Consider the following 25,812-nt stretch of genomic DNA (forward strand, 5'->3'; position numbering starts at 1 on the left):
ACCAGTGGATTCGCCCAGTCAATTGAGAGTCCGTTTTTTTCACATTCACGCCTGATACGCGCCGCGCAGCCTCTTTTCCGGGGTCAAAAAGCCAATTGCCACTGCCAGACAAAACATCCTTGCCAGCCTGATACGCGGCGAAGAGATGGAAAACGGCAGCCATCGCGATTGGCTCATGCACAGAGGGGAATATCCCCTCTTTGATTTTCTTTACGTCTCCGGTTCTCGTTCGGCGTCGTTAGTAAGTGAAGGGCGAACGATGCTGTGCCTCTTTCAGCATCATTTGGGCATCTTCACCTGCGGCGGTATAGAGCGGAGCATTGGGATCCTGAGCAACCGCGAAGATGGCATTCGCGACATCATCCGCATACGTCACAGGTGAGTTGTTATCGCCCACGCTCTGAATAAACTCCGTCACCATTTGCCCGTAGGCGGGATCGTCGATGCCGGCAAAAAACGCGCGCGCATTCTCGCCGAACTTTGTTTCCGGAGAGCGCCCCGGTAACACCACATGAACACGGATCCCAAAAGGCCTGGCTTCGATGGCGAGTGACTCACTCCATGCATTCAGCGCCGCTTTACTGGCGCGATACAGGCCAATCAGCGGCATCGCCCGGGTCGTCACGGATGAAGAGACATTAATGATTACCCCTGATTTCTTCGCTCTCATCAGCGGCAGAAACGCCTGGGTTAATGACAACGTGCCCAGCACATTGGTGTTCATTAACTGCTGCGCGGTGGCAAGCGGCGTGAGTTCGACCGGTACAGGTGCGCCAAAACCCGCATTGTTCACCAGCACATCAATCGCGCCCGCCGCTTGCACCACATGGTTAATGCTCTGCGCGGAAGTAATATCGAGCGGCAGGATCGTCAGTTTGTCGCTTGCGGGCAAACAGGTCGGGTCAGGCGTTCTCATCGTGGCAATCACTTCCCAGCCCTGCTGTAAAAAAAGTTTTGCGGCGGCAAGACCAAAACCTGAAGAGCAACCGGTAATCAGTACAGTAGACATATTTTGATCCTCTTTGATGGCAAGAGCAGCGATCATAGCGGCCCCCCGCAGGACAATATATAATCAACCGTCGCGTAAACTTTAGAGAGAGTCCAATGTCAGATCCGTTGACCGATATTGTTGCCCTGCTCAACCCCAAACCATCGCATTCCAAACTCGTTGAAGGGAGCGGTCAGTGGCATATTGTTCGGGAATCTGGTGGAGAGGCCTTTTACTGCGCGGTGCTGGAAGGCGAATGCCTGATTACTGTTAACGGCAAAGGCCCAACGTTACTGGTTGCCGGTGATTTTATTCTGATACCCGCCGCTTACACTTTCGAGAACACCAACGCCGGCGGGCCCGGTGCCACTGAAATCACAACGCCAACGATTCTCAGCGAAGGGCATGTGCGGATTGGCACAACAAGCGGGCCCGCCGATCTGCTCATGTATGTCGGCCACTGTGAATTCGATACGCCGGATAAGCAACTCATCGTCTCTTTACTGCCAACAGAGATCCTGATTAAAGGGCAACGTCGTTTCGCCACATTGCTTGAACTCCTGCTGGATGAGAGCCGGGCCAGGCGACCGGGGCGTGACGGGGTATTAATGCGGCTTTTACAGTTGCTGCTGGTCGAGTCGTTACGCAGTAATCACGATCTGCCGAAAACGGCGGGCATTCTGAAGGGGTTGCAACATGAAAAGATCGCCGTCGCGTTGCATCTCATCCATGAAAAACCGGGCGTTGAGTGGCAAATCGCACAGCTTGCCCGCCACGCCGCCATGTCCCGCTCTGCTTTTTTTGCCGCTTTCAGTGAGACCGTCGGTATGCCGCCAGGGCAATATCTTCTCTTCTGGCGCATGTCGTTAGCGAAAAAAGCGCTGGTGAGCAGCAAAGAGAAAATCGAACAAATTGCCTTTCACGTCGGCTATCAGTCAGCAAGCGCCTTTAACGTGGCCTTCACGCAATATGTAGGCGTTCCACCCGGCATTTTCCGGCGCCAGAGTGGGAGCCCGCAAACGCCTTCCCTGGCCTTGAGCAAGGAGCAGGCGTTTCCCTGAGCCCGCGCCCGCATATTAAGAAGTGCATGTTATTGCGCAGCAAGCGCCGTCACGACGTCGCGGTAAGTATGCAGCGGGCGGCCAAGAAGCGTGACCAGACGCTCGCGGTCGCCATCCAGGGGGAGCATGCCATGGCTGACGTAGCGCTCAGCCATCAGACGCATTTCGTAGGCCATCCATTTCGGCATCAATTCCGCCATGCTTGCTTCAAATCCATCCGGGTTATCTCCGCCGTAGATAATCTCGCGGCCCAGCACCTCACTCCATACAGCGGCGGCGCTCTCCCCCGTTAGCGTATCGGGGCCAACGAGATTAATCGTCTCAACAGGCAGTTTGCCGCTCGCGCGATCGCGTCGGATCAGTTCCATGGCCGCCACCTCGGCAATATCGCGTGTGTCCACCATCGCCAGGCCAATCCCCCCAATCGGCATCGGATAAACACCGTGATTGATGACAACATCCTTAATCATGACCTCATTGTCGATAAAGTAGGTTGGCCGCAGAATGGTGGCGCTGAAGCCCATCGCTTTAAGCATGCGCTCGGCCCCATATTTCACGGCGAAATGCGGCACATTGACGGAAACATCCGCGCCAAAGACAGAGAGATAAACCACGCGCTCAACGCCGCACTCGCGGGCAATGTTGAGGGTAATCATCGTCTGGGTATATTCGTCACCCGCGACCGCATTCAGTAAAAACAGCGTTTTGATACCGCTGAAAGCAGCACGCAAGGCGTCGATATCCAGCATATCGCCTTTCACAACCTCCACATTTTCGGCAAAGCCTGCCTTTGCGGGGTCACGGGTCAGCACGCGGAAATCAACGCCGCGGCGAAGAAGCTGGTTAACAACATTGCGGCCGACGCGGCCGGTTGCTCCGGTGATCAGGATGGTCATGGTATTTACTCCGTGGTGTTTGGTTGGTGTGAACAAACACTATCGCGATCCATTTTCTCTTTGAAGATGCTATTTTTTAGATGGTTCGTTCCATAAATGAGACACTCCATGGATATTAATGCCCTTAAAGATTTTCATCTCATCGCGGCTTCGGGCGGGATCGGCGCAGCCAGTCGCGCCAGCGGAAAGCCGAAGGCCACCCTGTCACGCCGGCTGACTGACCTTGAAGCGTCACTCGGTGTGCGTCTTATTGAGCGTGGCGGGCAGAGGTTGCAGATCACTGAGGCGGGTGAACGGCTTTTGTCACGCACCGTTGGCGCAATACGTGATATTGATGAAGCAGTCGAATCCACGCGGGAAGCGTCGGCAAATCCCTCGGGCTGGCTGCGTATTGCGGCTCCGCTGCTCTTTTCGCAACTGGCTCTCGGGAAGCTTTTGGCCGAATTTCGCCGCCGCTATCCTCGCATTCATGTTGACGTGATTGCCGAGAACCGCATGAGCGACCTGGTGGATGAGCATTTTGATGTTGCGATCCGTATTAATCCGCACAAAAACAGTGCGCTGGTTGGCAGGCTGTTTGCCAGAGACAGACTGGTACTGGCGGCGATTCCCGCGCTTGAGATGCCGGTCGGCGATGCGCAAAACGCGCCTGAAATCCCGGCGATCGTGATGTCAACCTATTCCGACGGAGAGGTCTGGAGTGTTCAGGGCGGGCAGCGTCGCTTCGTGCCGCAACCCGTGATGCGCCTCTCTTCCCTTCTGACCGTGCGGGATGCCACCCTGGCGGGTGCCGGTGCGGCGATGCTTCCGCAATCTATTATCAGCCAGCAACTGGAAAAAGGTGAGCTGGTGTGCTGGGGAGAAGCCGATACATTGACTGAACTCTGGGTGCTGCACACATCCCGGCGGCTTCAGAGCCCCAAGGTGAAGGCTTTCGTGGAATTCATCTGCGAGCAATATCCCACCGGCTGGTTCTCGGTCTGAACCGATCGGCTCGGGTATTGGGGGTATGTGTGCGAAGTAAAAGATTTACGTCACGTTGAGCGCCGTAATGACGTTATTTTTCATCGGCTAACTAACCTGCCCCCCTCTTATTCAAGCAGTGCGGGTTGCGCAACATCCGCTGATGGCACTCAGCAACCGGTCAAGGGCGGGCATGTCCGCTAAAGACGAAAAACAGAAGTCAGCATATATCAACAATCTCCCTGACTGACGACATAAAAAAGCACTAGCCAGGGCAGTATTGACAGCCTGTATAAGCCTTAGTAGGCTCACCGGCACGTCGCGAAAAACGATCATTTCTGCTGTTGAATTGATCGCGTACACGTCCATTCTGTTTACTTACAGTTTGACCAGCGTCTTCGAAATCAACCGCGTTGCTGTCATGAAATGGCGGAAGCGCTTATCGCTATCCTGCGGTGGCGGCATGATAAACGGAGCATAATGGTGTCAAACTCACGTTCTCACTCTCATTTATTTGTCAGTTCCCTTCCTGTTTTTTCTCACCCTGTGTGCGTAGACGGTAGTAACACGATGAAGGCGATCCGTTATCACGCGTTCGGTGGACCTGATGAGTTAAGGATTGATGAAATTCCAGTTCCTCACGCCGGCGCTGGCGAGATTCGTATTGCGGTGCATTTTGCCGGGGTGACCCCCTCGGACTGGAAACGAAGAGAGGGACAGTACAAGGCGTTCGAAGATGTGGTGTTTCCACTCACGGTAGGCGTGGAGGCCAGCGGCGTTGTTGATGAGATTGGCGATGGCGTTTCCGGCATTGCTATCGGCGATGCGGTATTCGGTTTTGGCACTGGCACCGTCGCGGAGAAAGCCATTCTCACACACTGGGCGGCCAAACCTACTGCTGTATCTTTTGCAGTCGCAGCAGGCTTACCCGTTATTGCTGATACCGCCACCCGGGCTCTTGATGAAGTTAATATAGCAACGGGGCAAACGCTGCTGGTTAGCGGGGCGGCAGGTGGTGTAGGAACGGCTATCGTTCAACTCGCGAGCCTGCGCGGCATTACTGTTATTGGTTCAGCACGTTCCTCTAAACATAATTATCTCGTCTCATTAGGTGCCATTCCGACGACGTACGGTCCCGGTTTACAGGAACGAATAGCGCAGTTAGCGCCGATGGGCATTGATGCTGCCATTGATGTCGCGGGTTCAGGGATCATACCGGAGTTAATTTCAATCGTGGGAAATCCGGCTCAGGTGCTGTCCGTCGCGGATTTTTCAGCAGAGCACTATGGCGCGAAATTTTCCCATGGCCCGCCTGAACAACCGGAAATAACCCTCGCCACAATTGCTCGTCTCTGCGCCGATGGCCTTTTTAAACTTCATATTGAGGGCGTATACCCACTGCAACAGACTGCCGATGCGCATCGGGTAAGCGCAGAAGGCCACGTGACCGGCAAACTCGTCATCAACGTTTGCTGATAGTGCAGCCTGCCGGAGGCAATCGGATTACCCGACGCGTGTCGTTCTTCAATCCGGGTGCAGCCACGATGCTTTCCGCCTTGCAATATGCAGTCATCAGGTAGAGGTTGTCGGACACGGACAAACTTTTCGCCAGCCATCGATAAAGCAGAGAGCGATTTATCTTCATGCCAGCCGGATGAAAGGCAGCGTGGGCCACAATTTCCGGCCCACGAGCCTTGTCAGTTTCTTCGTCGTTAACGGTGTTCACGCAGTGCGGCGATATCCTGTGGGGTAGTCCGGCAGCATCCACCAATAATTCTCGCCCCCGCCGCTAACCACTGGGGTAAATATGCCGCTAACGATCCGCAACTCTCGCCATGTGTATGCCACGCCTTGGTGACGGCGTCATACGTTTCACCGGAGTTCGGATAGACAACCAGAGGCAGCGCGCTGAGGCTTTGCAGATGTTTGAGAGCGGCGGTGGTTTTATGCAGCGCAATACAGTTAATCCCCAGCGCAACAATTTGTGAGCAGCCAGACAGCGCGTTCACCACCTGCACCAGCGGTGTGCCATCGCTCAAGTGCTGGTCGTCACGTAAGGTGAAGGAGAACCACGCCTGCGCCTGCGGATAGTCAGATAACAGGTCTGCCAGTGCTTCGATTTCGGCGAAAGAAGGTAGTGTTTCACAGGCCAGCAGATCGACGCCGGCATTGATCAACGCGTCAATGCGCGGGCGATGAAATGCCTGAAACACTTCGCGGCTGCGCACGTAATCGCCGCGATACTCAGAGCCATCGGCCAGATAAGCGCCGTATGGCCCAACGGAGCCCGCCACCAGCAGCGGACCGGCGTTGGGGTTTTCAGCGCGATAAATGTCACTCGCCTCTTTTGCCAGTTGCACACTCTGTTCAATCAGCGCTTTCGACTGCGCCTCCGTCAGCCCGCGAGCCGCAAAACCCGCAGGCGTGGCCTGGTAACTGGCGGTAATGGCTATCTGTGCGCCCGCCCGGAAGTAATCCAGATGCACGTCCCGAATACGCTGTGGATTTTCCATTAAGACTTTAGCGGACCAGAGAGTATCAACAAGGCTGCATCCGCGCGCTTCAAGCTCGGTGGCCAGCGCGCCATCCAGTACGACAAAGGGATGATGTTCAAGCAGCGTGGTAAGGGAATTAGTCTGCGGCATAGTCAGCCTCCTTCAATGGTGTTTTCCGGGTGAGAAAATAGGCTCCGTAGCAAAAGGCGACAAACGGCAGACCACAATAGAGCGCAATACGCTGCTCCGGATCGAACGCCAGCCCGATGCAGGCCAGCAGACACAGCACGAATCCCAGCACCGGCACCAGCGGGTACCAGGGTGCCCGGTATTTCAATGTTGCAGATGGCTTACCCGACTGTAAATGGCGGCGACGAAAGACAAAGTGGGCCGCACAGATGCTAAGCCAAACGGCGACAACGGCAAAACCAGAAATGGCACTGAGCGCAACGAAGACAGTATCCGGGGCAATCACGCTGGATAACAGCGCCAGCAGACCGCCAAGCATGGAGACCGAAAGCGCTATCAGCGGCACGCCATTTTTATTGACGCGGGCAAAACAGCCCGGCAACGTTTTCTCATTTGCCAGCGACCAAAGCATACGCCCCGACGCATAGAGCCCGGAATTCGCCGCCGAAAGAATAGCGGTCAGGATGACGAAGTTAAAAATATCGGCCGCATAGGGAATGCCGATTTTTTCAAAGACCAGCACAAACGGGCTCTTCTCAACCCCTGCCACATTCGCCGGTACCAGCGCGGCAAGGACAAAAACGGTGCCGATAAAAAACAGGATCAAGCGGGCAATCGTCGCGCGGATCGCGACCGGAATAGCCTGGTGCGGATTTTCCGTTTCCCCCGCCGCGATACCGATAAGCTCAGTACCGGAAAACGCAAAATTGACCGCCACCATGGTCATCAGAATGGGCAAACCGCCATGCGGGAACCAGCCTTCGCTGGTGAGGTTAGCAAGCCCCGGCGACGGTGAACCATCTTTCATGCCGATAAAGCCGAAAATCACCCCGCAACCCAGGATGATAAAGACAAGAATGGTCGCGACTTTAACCAGCGAGAACCAGAACTCCCCTTCGGCGAAGAAGCGCGTTGAAATCGCATTAAGGCAAAAAATCAGCGCACAAAACAGGGCGCTCCATAGCCAGATCGGCACGTGCGGGAACCAGTACTGCATACAAAATCCGGCGGCGGTAAAGCTTGAGCCTAGTGCAACGGTCCAGGTAAGCCAGTAGAGCCATGCCACGGTATACCCTGTCGCCGGGCCAATGTAGCGCGCCGCGTAGACATGAAACGCCCCAGTTACTGGCATCGCGACCGAAATCTCACCCAGGCACTGCATCACCAGCCAGACGACCAGCGCCCCAATCAAATACGCCAGCAGTGTCCCGGCCGCACCGGTGGTAGAGATGATATATCCCGTATTAAAAAATAGCCCTGTACCAATGACGCCGCCTAATGAAAGCATAATCAGATGGCGGGTTTTCATGGAGCGCTTAAGCTCGCCATTTTCTTGTTGTGTCTGCATATCACCTTCTAAACGTATAGATGTCTGAATGTCCATGTTCGGCTTATTTATATCGTTATTATCATCAAAAGACCAGCATCAGGCTGGCATCCGGGCTGAGACACGAAGAAGCAAGAGGGGTGTAAAGATCGGGAAAGTGGTTTTGTTAGCGCCCGACCGGGAGGAAACACGTTAAAAATGTCGGGTGCCCGGATGCCCTGCCACTGGAGTCAAAATGTCTGTGGCTGTGGGAATGGATACGTCTGCGGGCATACACCAGCGGGCTTTGTGCCGCGCAACGACGCGAGCGATACAACCCTGCACCCTCTGGTGTAACCCGGAGAATAAAAGCAATATTTTCAGTTATATGGAATATGAACTCAGGTGAAATCCGATAATTTTTGCCCGGAAACGATCAGCTCTTTCAGCAACATCTGACGACGCTCCTCCGGCGTATCGCGACTCACCATAAAGCAGATTGCAGCGACCGCCTGCCCGCTACGAGAACGAATCGGTGCCGCCATGCAGCAGGTAAAACTCTCTGATAAACCTTCCGTCAGGCAGAATCCCTGTTGTCCGGCACGATGGATATCGTCGAGGAATGCCTGCTTGTCGAGGACCTGCCCGTTCGCCAGACGGTAATCCTCTTCGGGAATGAGATCGAGAATGGCCCTGTCCGACCAGTTACTGAGCAGCAGGCGACCGGTGGCAGTCCAGGTAATCGGTACCCGCACCCCGATATCCGACGTGATTTTGAACGGGTGGGCATTACTTTCCGACAGTACGACGGTGTACTTGTTGCCTTCCAGCATACAGAGCTGCACCGTCTCGCCATGACGGGCCACTAACTCCACCATCAACTGATGTGAGCGGCGGATAAGATCGTTATGGGCCATGTAGTCCGCACCGTAATAGTGCATTTCACGGCCGAAAAACACCGCGCCATCGGCATCAAGCTCAAGCAACCCGGCCTCACTCAGCAGGTTGACGAGCTCATATACGCTTGAGCGCGGCGCGCCGGTAGCGTCGATCAAATCGCGCATCGCCATAGGCTGACGAGCGATATGCAACTGGCGAAAAATGTCGATAACCCGGTCAACACCGCGCGCCCGCGATGGCTTCTCGTCCGGCATAAGCAAATTCTCCTGATGCAGTCGGGCGGTCGCGCCAGACAGTAAAAAAGAAAAGCATCATACACCCAGCGTCGTCGTTAACCCATCCCCGTAAATTAAAATTTCAGCGGCCGAATTTATATTTCTTTGTTCTATTTTGGGGCCTCATTTTAGCGCATAACGCGCAGGTTATTTTCTTAAACACCGACAGCGATAACATTTCCAGGCAGAAACTTCTCACATTACTTTTTTATTTTGCGATCGCAACGACATCATAAGAAATTAAAATCCTCCCGATATATTGCAAAAGCAAAAAACCTGTGCAAATCTTGCTCTATCCGATATTACAGATAGAAGTCTGATATATCAGACATCATTCAAGCGGTATCAACAGGTATTCTCAGAACCAAAAGGAGCAGCGTTGCATGACGATTAAGCGTTATGGCATTGAAGGCGGCACCGGTACGGGCGGGCAGAAACTGCCGTTCGCACGGGCCGTTGAGGCCGATGGCTGGCTATATATCTCGGGTCAGACACCGATGCGCGAGGGCGAAGTGGTGGAAGGTGGCATCATCGAACAGACGCAACTGGCGTTCGATAACTGCCTCACCATCATGCGCGAAGCAGGTTATCGTGTAGAGGATGTCGTGCACGTCACGGCGGTATTAACCGACGCGCGCTATTTCAGTTCATTTAATAAAGTATTCAGTGAGATATTTCATGATAATCCGCCAGCGCGAATTTGTAGCGTGCAGGATTTAGTGGTCGACTGCAAAGTGGAAGTAGACATGAAATGTTTTCGTGCCGACCGTAAATAATTAAAACCGTTAAAACAGGCTGCGCGTTTTTATTTTTTTCTTCGCCGACACCAGGGCCGCCTGTTATTAATTAATGCTTTTGTTTTTCACCAGAATATCCCGAAATAATCAGCGCCGCCGCTGCGCGGGCGATCGCCTGACTTATCGCGGGTGACACGGTATTACGCCGTCTCGTCAAACATTAAAAGAGAGCATAAAAAATGAATGCAACGACATCGCTGAAATTAAGTGCCACAGCACTGGCCAGCGCGCTGGTATTGCTGGCTGTCGCGGGCTGTACGCCAACCGAAGAGAAAAAAGAGGCGGGTGCGGCGCCGCAGTCTGCACTGCAAAGCGTCCTGCAGCGCGGCACCCTGCGCGTGGGTGACTGCCTGAGCTTTGCCCCGTTTGGTTTTTACGATAAAGAGGGCAATCCGGATGGGTATGACGTCGATCTGGCCAAAGCGCTGGCGAAAGAGATGGGCGTCAAACTGGAGATGGTCAACACCACCAGCGCCAACCGCATTCCTAACCTGCAAACCAATAAAGTCGACGTGGTGTTCTGTAACTTCACCCGTAATCTGGAGCGCGCCAAAGAGATCGGTTTCACCAACCCGTATGTCGTGGCGAGTGAAGCCATGCTGGTGCGCAAAAACAGCGGCATCCAGTCCGCACATGATATGGCCGGAAAAACCATCGCCACGGTGAAAGGGTCCACCAACGGCGACGAAGTGCGCAATCTCGGCATCGACGTAAAAATTCAGGAGTACGACTCATCCCAGGCGGCGATTCTGGCGGTGAAACAGGGACAAGCTGATGCGATGATCGAAGATAACAACTTCCTCGCCTATCAGGCCAAACTCGATCCGTCGCTGACCGTGACCAACGAAGCGCTGGTGCCGCTGGAGTACAACGCCTTCGGCGTGAAACAGGGCGATAAGGTGTGGACCAACTATCTGAACGAATTCCTGTTTGAAATCAACGCCTCCGGCCAGAACGCGCAGCTGTATGAGAAATGGTTCGGCAGTAAACCGCGCTACCCGCTGAATCCGCAATACTGATTGTTCGCCCGCGGTGCAGCAGCTGATGCTGCACCGCCTGAAGGAGTCACACCATGAGTTATCAATGGCTAACCCTGTGGCGCTACGCCGACACTTTTCTGGAGGCCGCCTGGCTCACGCTCCAGGTCACGCTGCTGGCGTTTGCACTGGCAGTGGCACTTGGATTACTTGCTGCGCTGGCAAAATCCTCGCCGCTGGCACCGGTACGCTGGCTCAGCCACTGCTACGTCGAGTTCATCCGCAATACCCCGGTGCTGTTGCAAATCTTCATTATCTTTTTTGGCCTGCCGTCGTTGGGTATCACTATGAGCGCCTTTAGTGCAGGCGTGCTGGCGCTGGGGATTAACGTGGGGGCTTATCTGTCGGAAACCTTCCGCGCCGGTATCCAGTCGGTCGCAAAAGGCCAGCTGGAAGCGGCGTATATCCTCGGGATCCCGCGCCGGCAAATCTTCCTGAGCGTCGTGCTGCCGCAGGCCGCACGCGCGGTGTGGCCTGCCATTATCAATAACCTGATTCAGCTACTGCTCGGCACCTCGCTGCTCTCCGCCATCGCGCTGCCGGAACTGACCGGCACTGCAACGGTGATCAACGCGCGCACCCTGCTCTACATCCAGACCTTCAGTATTGTCGCGCTGGTCTATCTGGTGCTGAGCAACCTGTTCTCCTGGCTTGGCAACCTGGCAGGACGCCGGATGTTCCATCCGCCGCTGGTGACACCGGTAAAAAAGCCCGGCTGGCGGTGGGCAAAAAAAGGGCTGATTAACCCAGTGAAACGGGAGAATGCGCTATGAGCGAACTTATCATCAACTCGCTGCCAATGCTGCTGAAAGGCCTGGTCATCACCTTACTGCTCTCCATCGCCGCTATCGTTGGCAGCACCCTGCTCGGTTTACTGGCAGCGGTGTTACGCACCAGCCGTTTGCCGGTCGCAAAACAGATCGCCGTGTTCTACACCGAACTGTTTCGCGGCACGCCGGTACTGATCACGCTGATGTTTATCTACTTCGGCGTGGCGTATTTTGGCTATGAAATCAACCTGTTTGCTGCCGGTATTCTCGGCCTGAGCATTTATCAGGGCGCTTACATTGCCGAAGTATTCCGCGCCGGGATTGAAGCGGTGCCGAAAGGCCAGTGGGAAGTGTCGTGGATCCTCGGTCTGTCAAAACGGCAGACGTTTCTTAGCGTGGTCCTGCCGCAGACGCGCGGCATCGTGCTGCCGCCGCTGGTGGGTCAGTATCTTTCGCTGATTAAAGATACCTCGATTGTCAGCATGATCGGCATGTCGGAATTGATGCACCAGGGCCAGGCTATTGTCGATCGCATCGGTCAGCCAGTGGTGATTTACGGCCTGGTCGCCCTGCTCTACTTCGTTGTCTGCTTTCCGCTTTCCCGTTGGGTTCAACATCATCAAACCAGGAGCCAGTTATCATGAGCAAATCCGCCATTACGCTAAGCCGGATCACCAAATCCTTTGGCTCAACCCAGGTACTGAAAGAGATAAGCCTTGATGTGTCGCCCGGCGAAGTGCTGGTGCTGATTGGCGCATCCGGTTCCGGCAAAAGTACCGTGTTACGCATCATGAGTGGGCTGGAAACCGCTGATGGCGGCGAAATCTGGGTGAATGAAGTACCGCTGCACGACCGCAAACGCAGCAGCGAAATCTGCGGCCACGTTGGCATGGTCTTTCAGCAGTTCAATCTGTTTCCCCATAAAACCGCGCTCGGTAACGTGACGCTGGCGTTGATTAAAGCGCAGAAACTCTCCACGGCCGAAGCCAATGAACGCGGTATGGCAGCCCTGACCCGTGTCGGGCTGGCCGAGCGCGCACATCACTATCCGGCCCAGCTTTCCGGCGGTCAGCAGCAGCGTGTGGCGATTGCCCGCGCGCTGGCAGTGGAGCCGAAAATTATGTTTTTTGATGAAGCGACTTCCGCACTCGATCCCGAACTGGTTGGTGAAGTGATGGAGGTCATGCGCAGCCTGGCGCGTGAAGGGATGACCATGGTGGTGGTCACCCACGAAATGGGGTTTGCGCGTAAAACCGCTGACCGCGTGGTGTTTATGGATCAGGGCGTGATCGCCGAGCAGGGTTCGCCGGAGCAGATTTTCGTCAACCCGCAGAATCCGCGCACCCAGCAGTTCTTATCACGCGTGCTTGAGCACTAACAGGAGGCATGATGTCGATTCACTTTCCCTTGCAGGCAAACGGCGCGCTGGATGCACTGCAACCTGTGCCGCGTTTTAAATCGGTCGCCGGGTCCGGCAATCAGCCGCTGGCTAACGGTGTCCAGGTCTTTAACAGCCCGGATGTGTTTTCCCCCCTGATGCTGATGAAGCAGTCAGCCCTGGAGAATAACCTGCGTCAACTGGCAGCGTTTTGTCGTGAGCAAGGCGTCATGCTGGCGGCACACGGCAAGACGTCCATGTCGCCGGCGATCCTGCGCCGCGCCGTCGCTGAAGGCGGTGCCTGGGGATTGAGTGCCGCCACTCCCGCGCAGGTTCGCGCCTTGCGCCAGTTCGGCATTCGTAACGTCTTTCTCGCCAATGAACTGGTCGATCCCGCTGGCATTCGCTGGATAGGCGAATGGCAAAAACAGCATCCCGAGCATAGTTTCCTGTGCTACGTCGATTCGCTGCACGGCGTTCGTCTGCTGGAGCAACATCTTGGCGACAGCCGCATTTCGGTACTGCTGGAAATGTCGGTCAGCGGTGGGCGTACTGGCTGCCGCTCATCCGCAGAAGCGCTGGAGATTGCCGCTGCGATTGCCACCAGCCCTGCCCTGCAACTGGTGGGTGTTGCGGGCTATGAAGGCGCGCTCGGTGCCGGACGTGATGCCGCAGGCGTGCAGCGCGTCAAAGATTACTGCCAGATGCTGATCGCCACGGCGGCACTGCTGGCCGAAAAACAGCTATTTGCCAGCCAGCATATTATCCTCAGCGCCGGCGGTGGCGCGTGGTTTGACGTGGTATCAGCCTGTTTCACGGCCGCGAATCTGCCCCTGCCTGTAACGCCACTGATTCGATCCGGCGCGTACATGGCGCATGACAGCGGACTTTACGCGCGCATTGCGCCTTTTGCCCAGCCTGGTGCGAGGCATCATTTCACCGCCGCGCTGGAGATCTGGGGACGGGTGTTGTCGCGCCCTGAGCCTGGCCTGGCGTTTGTTGATTTCGGACGCCGTGATGTGCCGTTCGATCAGGATTTGCCCAATCCGCTGTGGGTGCGCAACATTGATGGCAGCGCCCCGCGTGCAGCGTCGGGCATGCGCATCAGCGAGGTGAACGATCAGCACGCCTATTTGTTACTGCCGCAAGAGGATGGGTTAAAGCCCGGCGACTGGGTGGGTTGTGGCATTTCGCACCCTTGTACCGCATTCGATAAGTGGCGGTATTTGCCACTGGTAGATGATGATTACTGCGTCACAGATTCACTGGAAACTGCATTCTGAGTGAAATATCTGCTCGTAACGGCGCGATGTTTCGCGCGGTTTTACCATTCATGTTCGCGTGAACCGCGCTCATCCGTTCTTTAACTGCCATGACAATCTGGCCGGAAAGCGGTTATTCCGGCCAGTACGATTCGGCTTTCACTTTTAATAAATGGCGTAAGCGCTGCGCTTCCTTTTGCGGCGGGCAACCAAAGAACCGGCTAAATTCCCGGCTGAATTGTGTCGGACTGAGGTAACCCACCCTGAAAGCGGCTTCACTGGCCGTGACATTGCGCTTCACCATTAAAAACCGCGCCTGGTGCAGCCTGATGGAAATCAGATACTGTTTCGGTGTGGTGCCGGTGAAGGCTCTGAAATGGCGATGAAAAGAGGGGGCGCTCATTCCTGCATCTTTAGCCAGGCTCTCAACGTCAACAGGTTCCATAAACCGGGTATGCATCGTGCGGATAGCGGCAGCAATTTGCCTGAAATGCCCCTTTCCGGCGAGCGCGGCTCTGATTGCGGCACCCTGTGTATCAATCAGTACACGATAATAAAGTTCTTTCAGAATACCCGGTCCCAGAATTCTGGCTTTTTCCTCATCGGAAAGCGCCAGCAAAAGGCGGTACACCGTATCAGCCAGTTCTTCTCCCAGCGGGCTGGAAAACATCATTCCTGCCTGCGCATTTCCGCTTACCTCGCCTTCACCCATTTCAATCAGTAATTCGGCAATCGTGGCAACATCGAGCGATATCGACATCGCCAGCAGAGGCGCTTGCTGGCTGGCAGTGGTCTGGCTGGTGAAAGGAAGCGGCGCGGAGACCACCAGATAATGTCCGGGATCGTAGGTAAACGCCTGCCCGCCCAGCAACGCGGTTTTCTTTCCCTGCAGAACAATAACAATACAGGGTTCATACAGCACGGGCGTGTGGGGCATCGACTCATTGACCCGCAACAGTTTTATCGCCGTCATGCGGGTGCGCGAATAGCCCTCATCAGGCGCAAGCGCCAGCAAAGCCGGGATCATTTTTCGTGTATGGCATGAGGTAAGTTCGGTCACTGCGCCCCCCGGAAATATACAAAAGGATAAACTTTTTCGCCTTTATCAGGTTATCGAACCAAATTCTGACAGAAAAAGATAATCTTTGTACAGGAACCTTCATTGTTGCATTGCTCTGCTTCTCCTATTCTTTTCGCGGCAAAAGAAAAGAGGCGAAGTTATTAAATTTCATAGTAATCAACAACCTGGTTTATAGCCGGAACGGAAAGCGTCGCACGGAGACAGTTCGCTGCCGTCTGTCGCGCCTGGCGTATTTTGCATAGCTCCCCTCTCTTAACCCAGTCAGATTCGGCATACAAGACGCAGCCAGCCAGGTGGCACTCATTAAACAGCGTAACCAGACGAATATCGGCTACTGAAGGCGATGACGTTACAGCATTTGAGGAATCAAAATGGCAGATTTTTTCGGATTAAAAAACAAAGTGGCCATTGTCACGGGCGCCGCAGGAGATATTGGCAGGGCCACCGTACATCTTCTTGTCAGTCATGACGCGAAGGTGCTGGCTCTCGATATCAACCCGGCGGTGCATGCCCTGGCACAGCGCAATCAGGTGGCGACACAGATATGCGATGTCAGCCAGGAACAGCAGGTCATCAGCGCACTCACGCTCGCGCAGGCGGAATTTGGCGGCGTGGATATTCTCATCAACAATGCGGGCAAGACCCTGAATAAACTCGCAACCGAAACCTCCGTTGCAGAATGGGACAGCATTATGACCATTAATGCCAGAGGGTATTTTCTCCTCAGCCGGGAAAGCCTGAAAGTGATGCAGCCCCGCAGGCAGGGAGCGATTGTCAATGTGGCATCCGTGGTGAGCATGGTGGGCATCAAAGCCACGTCCGCCTACTCAGCCTCTAAAGGCGCAATAGCGCAACTGACGAAAGTGCTGGCGCTGGAAGCGGCTGAATATGACATCCGGGTCAATGCCGTTGCCCCCGGCGTCGTCGAAACCAATATTCTTTCCGGCATCGTGGAAGACAGCCGGGCGACGCTTGCCAGCTACGGCCACGCGCATCCACTCGGGCGGGTGGCTCAGCCGGAAGAAATCGCGCAAGCCATTATCTGGCTTGCCTCACCTAAAGCCAGCTTCGTGACAGGAACGGTATTAATGGCTGATGGCGGTTATACCGCACAGTAACAAGGAGCCAATGATGAAAACGCAAAGCATTTTAGTTGTCGGAGCCGAGAAAGGGCTGGGCTATGGACTGACACAAGCGTATCTGGAGCGGGGCTGGGACGTTTTCGCCACCCACTTACCGGATGCCGGGATCTCCGCCCTGCTCGCCCTGGGAGAGCGGCACCCCGGCAAGCTGATGACCGGCGCTATTGATGTCACCAATAGCGCCCACATCGGGCCACTTGTCGGCAGGCTCAATGGGCGGCAGTTTGACGTTATTTTTATGGTGGCCGGTATTTACGGCCCCTTGCATCAGTCTGTGTTGCAGGCATCTGACGCGGAACTCCAGCAAATCATGATGACCAATGCGTTTGGCCCTGCCCGCCTGGCCCGGCACCTCCTGCCGATGCTTAAGCCTGCGGGAAGCCTGGTTTTCATGTCGTCGCATCGGGGGAGTATCGCCAGCAATACCGAACCGGGGATCGGCCTTGAGCTGTACCGGGCCAGTAAAGCGGCGCTGAATATGCTGGCGCGTTGTATTTATATGGATATCAGCCAGGGAGCACAGACAGTGCTGTCAATGCATCCTGGCTGGGTGGCGACAGCAATGGGCACGCTGGATGGTACCGTGGATGCAGAGATTGATGTAAAAACCAGCGTCAACGGCATGATCGGTGTGATTGAGCAGCACCGCAACGCCGCAAGCCATCTCTTCCTCGATTACGAGAACAACAGCTGGCCCTGGTGATAAGCCCTTCTTTTAGCGGGTTAATCCCGGCCCCGGGAGTACACGCCCGGGGTTAGCCTGTCGGCGTTATTCAGAGGATCAGGTGCATTGCTCATTGCTCAGGCCTCAACCTGACTTGCGCATTTATTTTCCTCCGCATGCGTTCGATCGTATTCAGCCTGCGCTGCTGCCACGGCCGGACCAAACTCCTTCGCCCAATTCGCCAGCGCAACAAAAGGCTGCTGTAGCGACTGCGCCAGCGGCGTAATGGTGTATTCCACACTCACCGGATATGTCGACAGAACCTGGCGATGGACTAAACCGTTTCGCTCCAGCCGTTTGAGTGCATCGGCCAGCGCCTTATGGGTGATCCCGTCCAGGCGTCGGCGAAGCTCATTGAACCGGCAAGGTTCAGTACACAGCACCGTCAGAATTAATATCGACCATTTATTGGTGATATGTTCTAACACCAGGCGAGTACTTCTCTGATCTATCAGGCAGTTATCATGATTTTCTTGCATAGCGATATCGTCACTTATATTTGGTATAGCAAAAGTGCGTAATTGATATTAAGTATAGAATTTATATCATCTGGTTTCGACCTAAATCGGAGAAATCAGATGGGCAGAATAGAGAAAAAAGTCGCTGTGGTACTGGGTGGTGCGAAAGGTATTGGGCTGGCGATCAGTCAGCGTTTAGCCGCCGAGGGAGCCGTCACCTGGTTCACTTCACGACGCGAAGAAGATCTACAAACCGCCAGAAGCAAAATATCAGGCACTGCTATAGCGCTGCAGGCTGATGTCAGTCAGAAGAACGAACTGAGCCGCATCATGCAGACCGTTGCCGAAAAATCAGCACAGATAGATATCCTGATAATCAATGCTGGCATGTCGGAATACGCCCCGCTTGAAGAGGTCAGTGAGCAGCATTTTGACCAGACGTTTGGTCTCAATGTTCGCTCCCCCGTCTTTGCCCTGCAGGCAGCATTGCCTTTGCTGAAACCCGGCAGCAGTGTCGTTCTCATCGGTTCTATTGCTGATGTTCTCGGCACACATGGCTATGGCGTCTACTCGGCCAGTAAAGCCGCACTGCGCTCTTTTGCCCGCACCTGGACACGAGAACTCGCCGCGCGCGGTATCCGTGTCAACGTTGTTGCGCCGGGTCCTGTCGACACGGAAATGATGGCCGCAACGTCTGAGGAAGTGCGTAAAGGCTTAACCAGCGCAATACCACTTGGCAGAATGGGCCAACCTGAAGAAGTTGCAAACGCTGCATTTTTCCTCGCCAGTGACGAGAGTCGCTATATTGCGGGTGCAGAGATTTGCGTTGATGGTGGCATGACCCAGGTTTAAGCGTGCACACGACGGCCATCCGAGGATGGCCGCTCAGAGTAGCGGCAATATCAGATGATGTCGGCTATCCAGTCTGCAAATGCGCACACGGCGGGAGAAAGCAAGCGTTGATGTGGATGCAGCAAAGTGACCGGTACTGATGGCGGCTGCCAGTCGGCCAGAACCTCGATTGACCTTCCTTCCCGCAGATGCTCCGGGATAATACTTTCGGCAACCTGCGCCAGCCCGAAACCTGCAAGACACATTTTTATATAGAGCCCCGTTTCGTTAACAGCCACATCGCCATTAACAGAGACGGACAGCGTTTTTGTGCCGCGCGCAAAACGCAATTCACTCGTTCGCCTGGCTGAGCCGGAAAAGTCATGAATCGCCAGATGCTCTGCCCATTCGTCGGGCGACTGCGGGATCCCGTATTCCCGGAGATACGCCGGAGAAGCACAGATTATCCAGCGAAACCGGCCAGGCGGACGAGCGACCAGCGTTGAGTTATTCAACTCCCCCGTTCTAATCACGCAGTCGACCCCTTCCTGATAACGTCGTGATGCGAAGGTTTCTGCCAGACGTCGCTGACGTGTCACCTTGCCGTCATGGTGGTGTCGTGTACGGTGCCAGCATCATAGGTAAGTATCTTCGCAGGCATTGCAGTGGCCGATAACAGCGCTGACTGTCGCGAAGAAGCTTATGGCGTGGCGGTTCGCCGGTGCTGAAGAAAAAGAGTAACTTTCGTAACCGGGACAACTTATGGATATGGCACATTTTTTAAGAGCAACACCCGTATGGGTATGGATACTGCTGGCTTTTTTACTACGTCGCGGTTTTGCTGCGCTTTATGACCGAAAGATGGCAATCGGACGGTTGTTTTTACTGCCGGTACTTTTTCTTGTCTGGGGAGCCTATGGCGTTATCACCGAGACAGAACTGCCCGGAGTCAGCCTGAGCATGATGATAGCCGGGCTGCTCGCAGGCAGCGCACTCGGATACAGATTGTGGCGCTCACAGCCACCGCTGAGAGATACAGATAATCCGGGCATGGTTATCAGAAGTGGGACACCGCTGACGCTGGGGTTGATTGTGATTGCGTTTAGTATGAAGTTTACCCTGACCTCGGCGCTTTATCTGCAGCCAGGGCTAAGGTCAGCCACCAGTTTTTGTCTGTTATTTGGCGGTATGACGGGGCTTGTTGACGGCATATTCTGGGGGGGAACCCTGCGACTTTACCTCCCCTGGTACAGTAAAAGATGATTAATTGACACTGCCCGTAACAGAGATCCAACCGACTCGCCGAGTCAACGCTGCTGATCCTTGCCCTGCTGATGGACTGGCTAAAAAAGATACCGGCCAGCATCCCTGAAATGGACAGGTTATTTTTGCCCGGTGATACTCTCCGCTTTCTGCGAAAGCGGGGGTGAAAGGTTGATGCAAAGCCGCTAAACAGGCGGCTTTGAGCGAACAGTAGAAGTTCGGCATGCATATTGACATCGCGAGTCTTGAGTCATGGGGAGCAGGTCAAAGGTTCGTAACATAGCTACCTGGAAATGCTCTCCCTTGAGCGTCTTTGGGCAAGATCGGTCAGGCAAACTGACTCGCCTTCGAGCATATTAAGCAGCACGGAGGAAGTCATGTGTGATAATAAAACTGATAGTTACGCCAGACGCTTTAAACAGGTCTTTGATTATATTGACCATCATCTCGATGACGTCTTATTACTGGAAAAACTGAGTGAAGTGGCTCACTTCTCGCCATTTCATTTCCATCGCCAGTTTTGTAGTTATTGTGGGATGCCACCTGGTCGTTACATCCAGATGATGCGCTTAAAACGCGCATCTTATCGACTGGCTTTTAATCCGTTAGAGAAAATCACTGATATCGCGTACGACGCCGGTTTCCAGCATTCTGAATCGTTTAGCCGTGCTTTCAGACAAATGTTCGGTCTATCACCGACGCAATTCCGCCAGCTGCCCCCCTGGGTGGATTGGCATAAGCGCATATCCGAACCTTACAAAGCCAGGAGACAAACCATGCAAGGCCAGGTCAGGATCATTACTTTCCCCGCGACGTCAGTCGCAATGCTGACGCATTATGGACAACCGGAGCTAATAAACGAAACGGCGGCTCGCTTTATTGAATGGCGAAAAACCACGGTTTTTTCACCGGTTGCCAGTAGCCAGACATACGGTATTGCACCACACGATCCAACCCTAACGCCGCCGGATGAATTTGAGTTCCATATTTGCGGAACCGTCACGTCACCCATTATGGAAGACAATCGCTTCGGGGTAATGAATAGCGTCATTCCGGCTGGTCGCTGTGCGATGTTACGTCATCAGGGATCGCATGATGCGTTAACCGGGTTGGCTAAATCTTTGTATCGGGACTGGTTGCCAGAGAGCGGAGAGGAACTTCGCGACTTCCCGCTTTTCTTTCATTACCACAACTTTGTGCATGAGGTAGCGGAACATGAATTGCTCACGGATATCTATTTGCCGTTGAAATGAGCTGATTCAGGGTCATTGCTCATCGTTGACCTGCTCCCCATCAATTAAACCGTGATATTTGCAACGTCCGCTCCTGGCCGGGAGCGGTCGGGGCATCACACTCAGGGTCACAGGGATGTAGGACTAACAGTGGCGTGTAATAATCAACCGGGAGCAGGTCAGAGTGTATGGGCACACCACGATTTACACCTGAATTTAAGGAAGAAACCGTCCGTCAGATAACGGAACGCGGTTATTCCGTCGACGAAGTTTCTCACCGCGGGGCGATTCAGCATTAGGCCGGAGAGTTGATGGAACTCATTGGCCAGGAAAAGTTAAAATGTCCGTTCATGAAAGTAAGTCGGAATAAAGAATGAGTCTTGACTTCGTGCTGGTAAAAGCAAAGGGTGGAGTGAATTCGATCGGAGAACTCGAGCAGGACAGTTCCTTCGCACGATCAAACTACAAGGCATACGCCGAACAACTATTCCCTGGACTTATATGGCAGGCGGATGACACCGCCATCGTCGATGGGGCGGGTATGTTTATTGAAGTGTCCCTCTCGGATGAGATGTTACACCTTGGTCTTAGAGGCTGCGGTGACATCCTGACAGCCATTAGCAAGATTGCCGTTGAAGCTGCAATGGCGGGCATCGTAGTAATTGACGTACAAACGTCAGATATCCTCGCAGTTGAGGCCCTGTGCGCTACAGACTATCTTTCTTGGTATCGATCTATCTTTGGCGTCAACTAGCTGTAGCGACCTGCGTTTATAAATGCTCAAACCCGCATTCAGGGGTTCTACGCCGGCCCCCCTATAGTGAAAGTAATTTTTCAATAAATTCTTTATCACTTTTTTGAAATACAATGTCTAACTGGCCTGCTCCCCTTTATTTAACAAAGGATGATGTTGGTCACGTCCGCCCCTGGCACGAAGCGGCCATTTATTCCATATTTGTTATCCATTCAGACCAGCTTTTAAAAAGCCACTACGCCGCAAATCTCAGCAGCCCTTTCACTGGTCTGCTGGCTACTGATGAGCTTTTCAGAAACCTGTCTGAGCGAGATTCACTCTCCTGAACGAAAAATGAGGTTTGGCTTTTTTGGCGTTACGCCATTATAAGTACACATTAACTATGTTCACTTACGTTATCTGATGAGCAATTTTATGAATGAAAACAACGCCTGGAGCAAGCGCTATACGCTCACGGTAAAAAGCAAGCCAGAAGCAATATGGCAGGCCTTTGTCGACACCGATAACTGGAAACGATGGAACCCTGGTGTAAAGTCGATCACTATCGAAGGGCCATTTCGTACGGGAACCTGGTTCACAATGGCGTTACCTCAAGGAGTGGTTGTCCGTAGCCAGCTTACCGATGTTTCTGAAGGAAAATATTTCATAGATGAAACCTGGGTGGATGACACACTGGTCAAAGTTGAACATCGTATTGAGGCATCCGGTGCCGATCAGAGTACCGTGATTTATGCGATCAGTACCCAGGGTCCTCAGGCTAACGCTTTCGGAGAGGGGATCAGCGCGGACTTCCCGGAAGTGATGGAGGGACTGGCTAAATACCTTGCCGAAACAGGTTCGGTGTAATGGCATCGGTAAGCATTAAGCCTCTTACTGGTCGTTCTGGCGACGGGTTGGATGATAGTCAGAAGGGAATCACCACGGGGCATCACGGTTTGGCACATGCAGGCATTTATTAAGTCATCAATTTGAGAAAAATCATGAAAAAATCGATAGTTCCTGAAGAATTTCAGCATTATTTCGATGACTGGCACTTCTCCCCCGTCATCGACGCTGATGGCACTGTGTACCTTTCAGGTGTTACCGCAGCACGCAAGGACAAACCGATAAGTAAGCATCCTGAAGAACAATTTCATGATGCGTTTTATAAGCTTGGCGTTTATTTAAACGTTGCCGGTTTGAGTTATGAACACATACTTGAAATGACAACTTTTCATATTGATCTTAAAAAACATATAGACGTTTTTTCGAAAGTAAAAGATGAGTATATAAAGGCGCCATACCCGGCATGGTCCGCCATTGGCGTATCAGAATTCATTCCAGAAAATGCGCTTGTGGAAATGCGGATTGTGGCGAAAAGATAATTTCCACATGTCATATTTTATGAGAGTTGCACTGTGAGTGTTAAATTAATTGAACCTTTGATGTCGAATTTATATGCTCTGGAGCCCTTAGATAAATCTCATGCTAACGAAATGTATGCAGGGTTATGTTTTGTTGACGATTATAAATTTATACCGTCCAACCCACCGGCAAGCCTGGATGAATTGACAGCACGTTATGAGAGAATATCTCAGCGTTACTCCCCGGATAAGAGCCAGGTATGGCTAAACTGGGTCATTATCCATCGTAATTCCGGTGCGTATCTTGGGTATGTTCAGTCGACCATTATGGTTGATAAAGACTGGGCATATATTGCTTATCATGTGTTTGGGCGGTATCAAAAAAAAGGGGTGGCAAAACAGTGTGTGCGGATGGTAATAGATTTTTTATTCAATAATTATAATTTATCTCATATCGACGCATTGATTGACTCTCGTAATATGGCCTCAATTGGTTTAGTGGAATCTTTGAAACTTAAAAAAATTAATGAGTTGAAAGATGCGGATTTTTTCAAAGGATCGATAAGCGATGAATTTCATTATAGAGTTTTTGCTAACGAATGGACGACAAAGGCGTAAGTTTACAACGATAATTAATGAAAGGTATGTAAGATGAAATACCACCAAAAGGGAAAAGGACGTTCAAAAATTGAATTTTATTCAAACCATCCATTCAGATACTGAAAAATCACCTTTCGCCCCATCACGCAGTCGCATGTAAAACTTGTTCAAATGAGAAACTTGTTTACTTTGAACTTTCCCTGCTAATCAATCTACCGATCTACCTGCAGCGTCCTTCCGTTTCTGGCACGAACGCGTCAGTTTTTACTGTTCGCTCAGCGCGAAAAGCGGAGTCGGTACATATCGCATCACGCATCCCTTAATCGTGACTACCTGAATTGGTAGCCTCCCTTCTCTTTCGAACCTGGAGACTTGTGGTGTATCACGAGCCTGGATATTCTCATTCCGGGTCCGTGCTGCCCGCCGCTCGCTTCCTGAAGGGAAAAGGTGAAAGCATGTAAGTTCTCAACCTCATTAATGTTAAAACTCTTGATGGTCGGGACGTGGTAATGCGAGCACCACCATTTCCTGACAGCAGGAGGAAATATGTTTTCTATCGAGCAAGCCAAACAAATGGCTGCAAAATTAAAAGCCTCGCTTGAGTTGCGTGAACATAAGATTTCGTATTCCACCGCTCTCGAAACGGTTGCCCACCAGTTAGGCTTCAGAGACTGGAACACAGCTGCAGCAACGTTGCCCTCGCGGATCCCACCGTCTCAAATTCAATTCAGTAACCCCATCCCCATCCTGCGAATTTTTGATGTCCGCAAAGCACAGGAGTTCTATCTTGAATTTCTGTCATTTAGTGTGGAGTTTGAACACCGGTTCGAGCCCGGTTTACCGCTGTATATGGGCATTGCCAGAGAAGGGTTGCAGTTACATCTTTCTGAACATCACGGTGATGCCAGTCCGGGCGCAACGATATTTATTCCTCTGAATAATATTGCGTTACTCAGAGATGAACTTCACGGCAAACAATATGGATACGGTCGCCCGGAAATTGTTAAGCAAGACTGGGGAGACGTTATGGAAGTCCACGACCCGTTTGGTAACCGACTCCGATTCTGTCAACAAAACTAGGTTGTCCGTCTTAAATATGGGGATTGCCGATGAGACTTTCCCCTTTTTAAGGTACGCAAGGGATTCAGTTCTGAGGGCGAAATGCCGCCATCTTTCTTGCGCCATGTAGAGAGTGCGGCATCGGAAATCCCCCGCCTACGCAGACTTCGGATACCCGCGTACCCAGTTCACCCTGCTTCAGGGCAAAGACAATCTGTTCTTCGGTGAATGGTGATTTTTCATCGGTACCATCTCCGTTCAGGGGAGCACATTTCTTGCCGGAATTCTGTTTCTGAATGGGGCAGGATTCCAGGTCAGGGTCAAAATAGCTAGCCCCAATTGGTTCCCACCTTACATCAGACATAAACGCGACATAATGTCCCTGTAATGTCCAGCATCCAGTCCTGTAATAAAGACGACCCGCCTCGCGCGTCAATATTTCACCCGATGCATGGTGAAATCGAACCTGCCCATTGAAAACATCGCGTCTTACAATCCTGAGAATTGAGTACGCATTCACAGGACTTACTCACGAGTCATACCAGCCGACATCAGTGCCTGTTCGCTTTACCTTATGAACCGGTAAGCATACGGATTTCGCAGCAAATCCTTGCATTGCTCACACCTTAAGCGAACAGTGATGAAAGCTTAAAATCTTGCTTGACCGTTTCAGTACAACTCCCTATAGTAGCGCCCCGTTGCCCCCAGTACTGGCTGGCAGCAATACAATGTGGTGAGGTGTCCGAGTGGCTGAAGGAGCACGCCTGGAAAGTGTGTATACGGCAACGTATCGGGGGTTCGAATCCCCCCCTCACCGCCATCATTCAAAGAAGAGCCCGCATGCAAATGCGGGCTTTTTTTTCGTATATCGCACGCCGCCGGGGGGGATGAGAAGCCCCGACCGGGGTTCGACAACTGGCGCAGCCAGTTGGACAGATGACGAGCCCGCGAGGAATCTGCCCGTAGGGTGAGCGAAGCGAATCAATCCCCCCCTCACCGCCATCATTC

General features: G+C 53.0%; 28 protein-coding genes, 1 tRNA gene, 1 other RNA gene and 3 pseudogenes. 22 read left to right on the forward strand and 11 right to left on the reverse strand.

Annotated features, from left to right (window positions below):
- Positions 1–45: 45 nt before the first annotated feature.
- Both BN2591_RS24865 and BN2591_RS06125 read right to left on the reverse strand, forming a co-directional pair.
- Positions 46–177, reverse strand: coding sequence for a hypothetical protein (locus BN2591_RS24865; RefSeq protein ID WP_279627207.1), 132 nt, complete (start codon positions 175–177; stop codon positions 46–48).
- Between the two features lie 61 nt (positions 178–238).
- On the reverse strand, positions 239–1,009 hold the full coding sequence (locus tag BN2591_RS06125) for an SDR family oxidoreductase (RefSeq protein WP_086869985.1): 771 nt from the start codon (positions 1,007–1,009) through the stop codon (positions 239–241).
- A gap of 95 nt (positions 1,010–1,104) precedes the next feature.
- On the opposite strand from BN2591_RS06125, the gene BN2591_RS06130 reads away from it, so the two are divergent.
- Positions 1,105–2,049 carry an AraC family transcriptional regulator gene (locus tag BN2591_RS06130; protein ID WP_086869861.1) on the forward strand — a complete coding sequence of 315 codons (945 nt, stop codon included), beginning with the start codon at positions 1,105–1,107 and terminating at the stop codon, positions 2,047–2,049.
- Between the two features lie 29 nt (positions 2,050–2,078).
- Here BN2591_RS06130 and BN2591_RS06135 read toward each other — a convergent pair whose 3' ends face one another.
- Positions 2,079–2,945: an SDR family oxidoreductase gene (locus tag BN2591_RS06135; RefSeq protein WP_086869863.1), complete on the reverse strand. Its 867-nt coding sequence runs from the start codon at positions 2,943–2,945 to the stop codon at positions 2,079–2,081.
- 108 nt (positions 2,946–3,053) lie between these two features.
- Here BN2591_RS06135 and BN2591_RS06140 point away from each other — a divergent pair, with 108 nt between their 5' ends.
- Both BN2591_RS06140 and BN2591_RS06145 read left to right on the forward strand, forming a co-directional pair.
- Positions 3,054–3,929 (forward strand): LysR family transcriptional regulator, encoded by an 876-nt coding sequence (locus BN2591_RS06140; protein ID WP_086869865.1) that lies wholly within the window; start codon positions 3,054–3,056, stop codon positions 3,927–3,929.
- Positions 3,930–4,478: 549 nt separating this feature from the next.
- Complete coding sequence (locus tag BN2591_RS06145) at positions 4,479–5,384, forward strand: NADP-dependent oxidoreductase (protein ID WP_086869867.1); 906 nt, start codon at positions 4,479–4,481, stop codon at positions 5,382–5,384.
- Here the strand turns inward: BN2591_RS06145 and BN2591_RS24220 are convergent.
- From BN2591_RS24220 to BN2591_RS06160, 4 genes are all read right to left on the reverse strand, one after another.
- Positions 5,371–5,634: a hypothetical protein gene (locus BN2591_RS24220; protein ID WP_143468240.1), complete on the reverse strand. Its 264-nt coding sequence runs from the start codon at positions 5,632–5,634 to the stop codon at positions 5,371–5,373. The genes BN2591_RS06145 and BN2591_RS24220 overlap by 14 nt on opposite strands.
- The gene (mmuM, locus tag BN2591_RS06150) at positions 5,621–6,553 is read right to left on the reverse strand and encodes a homocysteine S-methyltransferase (RefSeq protein WP_086869868.1); all 933 of its coding nucleotides are present in this window, start codon (positions 6,551–6,553) and stop codon (positions 5,621–5,623) included. Before mmuM ends, BN2591_RS24220 begins: the two co-directional genes overlap by 14 nt.
- Entirely contained in the window at positions 6,540–7,940 is a 1,401-nt protein-coding gene (mmuP, locus tag BN2591_RS06155; protein WP_086869869.1) for an S-methylmethionine permease, read from the reverse strand. The genes mmuM and mmuP overlap by 14 nt, the downstream gene beginning before the upstream one ends.
- Before the next feature lie 359 nt (positions 7,941–8,299).
- Entirely contained in the window at positions 8,300–9,052 is a 753-nt protein-coding gene (locus BN2591_RS06160) for an IclR family transcriptional regulator (RefSeq protein ID WP_086869870.1), read from the reverse strand.
- Positions 9,053–9,456: 404 nt separating this feature from the next.
- Here BN2591_RS06160 and BN2591_RS06165 point away from each other — a divergent pair, with 404 nt between their 5' ends.
- The 6 genes from BN2591_RS06165 (at position 9,457) to BN2591_RS06190 (ending at position 14,338) form a co-directional block, all read left to right on the forward strand.
- Positions 9,457–9,849 carry a RidA family protein gene (locus BN2591_RS06165; protein ID WP_086869871.1) on the forward strand — a complete coding sequence of 131 codons (393 nt, stop codon included), beginning with the start codon at positions 9,457–9,459 and terminating at the stop codon, positions 9,847–9,849.
- 200 nt (positions 9,850–10,049) lie between these two features.
- On the forward strand, positions 10,050–10,889 hold the full coding sequence (locus BN2591_RS06170; protein ID WP_086869873.1) for an ABC transporter substrate-binding protein: 840 nt from the start codon (positions 10,050–10,052) through the stop codon (positions 10,887–10,889).
- Between the two features lie 53 nt (positions 10,890–10,942).
- Complete coding sequence (locus BN2591_RS06175; protein WP_086869874.1) at positions 10,943–11,680, forward strand: amino acid ABC transporter permease; 738 nt, start codon at positions 10,943–10,945, stop codon at positions 11,678–11,680.
- A complete protein-coding gene (locus tag BN2591_RS06180; RefSeq protein ID WP_086869876.1) occupies positions 11,677–12,321 on the forward strand; it encodes an amino acid ABC transporter permease in 645 nt (214 codons plus the stop codon). Before BN2591_RS06175 ends, BN2591_RS06180 begins: the two co-directional genes overlap by 4 nt.
- Entirely contained in the window at positions 12,318–13,055 is a 738-nt protein-coding gene (locus BN2591_RS06185; RefSeq protein WP_086869878.1) for an amino acid ABC transporter ATP-binding protein, read from the forward strand. Before BN2591_RS06180 ends, BN2591_RS06185 begins: the two co-directional genes overlap by 4 nt.
- A gap of 11 nt (positions 13,056–13,066) precedes the next feature.
- On the forward strand, positions 13,067–14,338 hold the full coding sequence (locus BN2591_RS06190) for an alanine racemase (protein WP_086869879.1): 1,272 nt from the start codon (positions 13,067–13,069) through the stop codon (positions 14,336–14,338).
- Between the two features lie 112 nt (positions 14,339–14,450).
- Here the strand turns inward: BN2591_RS06190 and BN2591_RS06195 are convergent, their stop codons facing one another.
- A complete protein-coding gene (locus BN2591_RS06195; RefSeq protein ID WP_244172983.1) occupies positions 14,451–15,377 on the reverse strand; it encodes an AraC family transcriptional regulator in 927 nt (308 codons plus the stop codon).
- 392 nt (positions 15,378–15,769) lie between these two features.
- On the opposite strand from BN2591_RS06195, the gene BN2591_RS06200 reads away from it, so the two are divergent.
- Together BN2591_RS06200 and BN2591_RS06205 are read left to right on the forward strand one after the other, a co-directional pair.
- Positions 15,770–16,516 carry an SDR family NAD(P)-dependent oxidoreductase gene (locus BN2591_RS06200; protein ID WP_086869883.1) on the forward strand — a complete coding sequence of 249 codons (747 nt, stop codon included), beginning with the start codon at positions 15,770–15,772 and terminating at the stop codon, positions 16,514–16,516.
- Positions 16,517–16,529: 13 nt separating this feature from the next.
- Positions 16,530–17,243, forward strand: a complete 714-nt coding sequence (locus BN2591_RS06205) for an SDR family oxidoreductase (RefSeq protein WP_086869885.1) — start codon at positions 16,530–16,532, stop codon at positions 17,241–17,243.
- Positions 17,244–17,341: 98 nt separating this feature from the next.
- Here the strand turns inward: BN2591_RS06205 and BN2591_RS06210 are convergent, their stop codons facing one another.
- Positions 17,342–17,743, reverse strand: coding sequence for a winged helix-turn-helix transcriptional regulator (locus tag BN2591_RS06210; protein ID WP_086869887.1), 402 nt, complete (start codon positions 17,741–17,743; stop codon positions 17,342–17,344).
- Positions 17,744–17,842: 99 nt separating this feature from the next.
- Here BN2591_RS06210 and BN2591_RS06215 point away from each other — a divergent pair, with 99 nt between their 5' ends.
- Positions 17,843–18,574, forward strand: coding sequence for an SDR family NAD(P)-dependent oxidoreductase (locus tag BN2591_RS06215; protein ID WP_086869889.1), 732 nt, complete (start codon positions 17,843–17,845; stop codon positions 18,572–18,574).
- A 50-nt stretch (positions 18,575–18,624) separates the two neighbouring features.
- Here BN2591_RS06215 and BN2591_RS06220 read toward each other — a convergent pair.
- Positions 18,625–19,104, reverse strand: a pseudogene (locus BN2591_RS06220) (LysR substrate-binding domain-containing protein); the annotation flags it as partial.
- A 211-nt stretch (positions 19,105–19,315) separates the two neighbouring features.
- Here BN2591_RS06220 and BN2591_RS06225 point away from each other — a divergent pair.
- From BN2591_RS06225 to BN2591_RS06260, 8 genes and pseudogenes are all read left to right on the forward strand, one after another.
- Positions 19,316–19,816 carry a DUF6622 family protein gene (locus tag BN2591_RS06225; RefSeq protein WP_086869891.1) on the forward strand — a complete coding sequence of 167 codons (501 nt, stop codon included), beginning with the start codon at positions 19,316–19,318 and terminating at the stop codon, positions 19,814–19,816.
- A 377-nt stretch (positions 19,817–20,193) separates the two neighbouring features.
- Complete coding sequence (locus BN2591_RS06230; RefSeq protein ID WP_086869893.1) at positions 20,194–21,069, forward strand: AraC family transcriptional regulator; 876 nt, start codon at positions 20,194–20,196, stop codon at positions 21,067–21,069.
- A 167-nt stretch (positions 21,070–21,236) separates the two neighbouring features.
- Positions 21,237–21,329, forward strand: a pseudogene (locus tag BN2591_RS24525) (transposase); the annotation flags it as partial.
- Positions 21,330–21,421: 92 nt separating this feature from the next.
- Positions 21,422–21,802: a hypothetical protein gene (locus BN2591_RS06240; RefSeq protein WP_086869894.1), complete on the forward strand. Its 381-nt coding sequence runs from the start codon at positions 21,422–21,424 to the stop codon at positions 21,800–21,802.
- Positions 21,803–22,216: 414 nt separating this feature from the next.
- Positions 22,217–22,648 (forward strand): SRPBCC family protein, encoded by a 432-nt coding sequence (locus BN2591_RS06245; RefSeq protein ID WP_086869896.1) that lies wholly within the window; start codon positions 22,217–22,219, stop codon positions 22,646–22,648.
- A gap of 134 nt (positions 22,649–22,782) precedes the next feature.
- Positions 22,783–23,166, forward strand: coding sequence for a Rid family hydrolase (locus tag BN2591_RS06250; protein ID WP_086869898.1), 384 nt, complete (start codon positions 22,783–22,785; stop codon positions 23,164–23,166).
- Between the two features lie 33 nt (positions 23,167–23,199).
- On the forward strand, positions 23,200–23,763 hold the full coding sequence (locus BN2591_RS06255; RefSeq protein WP_244172984.1) for a GNAT family N-acetyltransferase: 564 nt from the start codon (positions 23,200–23,202) through the stop codon (positions 23,761–23,763).
- Between the two features lie 528 nt (positions 23,764–24,291).
- Complete coding sequence (locus BN2591_RS06260; protein WP_086869901.1) at positions 24,292–24,825, forward strand: glyoxalase superfamily protein; 534 nt, start codon at positions 24,292–24,294, stop codon at positions 24,823–24,825.
- A 44-nt stretch (positions 24,826–24,869) separates the two neighbouring features.
- Here the strand turns inward: BN2591_RS06260 and BN2591_RS24705 are convergent.
- A pseudogene (locus BN2591_RS24705) lies at positions 24,870–25,066 on the reverse strand (transposase); the annotation flags it as partial.
- A 470-nt stretch (positions 25,067–25,536) separates the two neighbouring features.
- Here BN2591_RS24705 and BN2591_RS06270 point away from each other — a divergent pair.
- Both BN2591_RS06270 and BN2591_RS06275 read left to right on the forward strand, forming a co-directional pair.
- Positions 25,537–25,624: transfer RNA gene (locus BN2591_RS06270), tRNA-Ser, on the forward strand.
- Between the two features lie 46 nt (positions 25,625–25,670).
- Positions 25,671–25,806, forward strand: a non-coding RNA gene (locus BN2591_RS06275) — RtT sRNA.
- The last annotated feature ends 6 nt before the right edge of the window (positions 25,807–25,812 follow it).

The organism is Kosakonia pseudosacchari, from assembly GCF_900184035.1.
Taxonomy (GTDB): domain Bacteria; phylum Pseudomonadota; class Gammaproteobacteria; order Enterobacterales; family Enterobacteriaceae; genus Kosakonia; species Kosakonia pseudosacchari.